2 protein-coding genes are annotated in these 1,781 nt (G+C 67.9%); both read left to right on the top strand.

The genetic code is table 11. From position 1 onward, the window contains the following. Window positions 1-1,000 (top strand): bifunctional (2E,6E)-farnesyl/geranyl diphosphate synthase (gene idsA2, locus ACN269_RS34885; RefSeq protein ID WP_421477627.1); only part of this gene is annotated, 1,000 nt, incomplete at its 5' end. 68 nt (window positions 1,001-1,068) lie between these two features. After that, a partial coding sequence (mptB, locus tag ACN269_RS34880; RefSeq protein WP_421477625.1) for a polyprenol phosphomannose-dependent alpha 1,6 mannosyltransferase MptB occupies window positions 1,069-1,781 on the top strand: 713 nt, incomplete at its 3' end.

Below are 1,781 nucleotides of genomic sequence, written 5' to 3'. Positions count from 1 at the left end.
TGCCTACATCGGAACCGACTATGCGACCCTGACCGCCGCATTGGAAGAGTTCGTGCTACGCGGCGGTAAGCGCCTCCGTCCGGCGTTCGCCTACTGGGGTTGGCGCGCGGTGGTTTCCCCACCACACGTAGCTGCCGAACCAGCAATGCTGCGCATGTTCGCCGCACTGGAGCTTCTGCACGCGTGCGCCCTGGTGCACGACGACGTCATCGACGCTTCGGCCACCCGACGCGGCCTACCCACCGTGCACCGGCAGTTCGCCGACCAGCACCGCGACTGCAAGTGGCATGGGTCCGCCGAGCAGTTCGGCCTGTCGGCCGCGATCCTGGCCGGGGACCTGGCGCTGGTGTGGGCCGACGACATCATGGCGACCGTCGACCTTCCCAACGATGCGCGCCGACGGATCCAGCGCGTGTGGTCTGACATTCGCACCGAGGTCCTCGGCGGGCAGTATCTCGACATCGTCGCGGAGTCCAGCGGGGCCGACTCAGTCGCCTCCGCAATGACGGTCAACACCTACAAGACCGCCTCCTACACCGTGTCCCGGCCGCTGCAGTTGGGGGCCGCGGCGGCCGCCGACCGGCCCGACATCCTCGATGTCTTCCACCGGGTCGGCACCGACCTCGGCGTGGCATTCCAGTTGCGCGATGACGTCCTCGGCGTCTTCGGGGATCCGGCCGTCACCGGCAAGCCGTCCGGGGATGACCTGCGGTCGGGCAAGCGCACCGTGTTGGTCGCCGAGGCGATCGAACTGGCCGACAAGTCCGACCCGATTGCCGCCCAGCTGTTGCGGACATCGCTGGGCACCGAGCTCTCCGACCTTCGAGTGCGCGAACTCTGCGATGTCATCGTGTCGGTCGGCGCTCTGGCCGCAGTCGAGGAGCACATCGAGCTGCTCACCCGTCGCGCGCTCGACGAGATCAACGACGCGCCCATCGATCCGCAGGCCAAGATTGGCCTGGCCGAACTCGCCCGACTGGCCGCCAACCGCAGCGCCTGAGGAGCATGACCACCCCGACCCCGACCGCGGCACCCACAAGCCGCTTGGTTCAGGAAGTCTCCCGGCTGGTGTCATTCACCAAGTCCGAACAGGCGCAGCCGGCGCTGTTGGGATGCCTTGGCGCCGCGCTGATCACGATCGGCGGGTTGGGCGCCGGCAGTACCCGGCTGCACGACCCCCTGCTGGAGTCGCTGCACCTGTCCTGGCTGCGGTACGGGCACGGGCTGGTGCTGTCGTCGATCCTGCTGTGGGGCGGGGTGGCGCTGATGCTGATCGCCTGGCTGTGGCTGGGTCGACGGGTCATCGAGCGCTCCGTCACCGCGTACACCACGATCGCCACCACCGGGTTTTGGCTGGCACCGCTGCTGCTCTCGGTTCCGGTGTTCAGCCGCGACACCTACTCGTATCTGGCGCAAGGGGCGCTGCTGCGCGACGGGTTCGACCCCTACCTGGTCGGCCCGGTCGCCAACCCGAACTCCTTGCTGGACAACGTCAGCCCGATCTGGACCACCACCACTGCGCCCTACGGGCCGGCGTTCATCCTGGTGGCGAAGTTCGTCACCATGCTGGTCGGCAACGACGTTGTCGCCGGCACGATGCTGCTGCGGCTGTGCATGCTGCCCGGCCTGGCGCTGCTCATCTGGGCGGCTCGCCGGGTGGCCCGCCACCTGGACGCCAACGAGGCGGCGGCGCTGTGGATCTGTGTGCTGAACCCGCTGGTCATCATTCACCTGATGGGTGGTGTGCACAACGAGATGCTGATGGTCGGATTGATGATGGC

The sequence above is a fragment of the Micromonospora sp. WMMD736 genome (assembly GCF_049179015.1).
Taxonomy (GTDB): domain Bacteria; phylum Actinomycetota; class Actinomycetes; order Mycobacteriales; family Micromonosporaceae; genus Micromonospora.
This window is presented reverse-complemented; position numbering and strand designations above follow the sequence as displayed.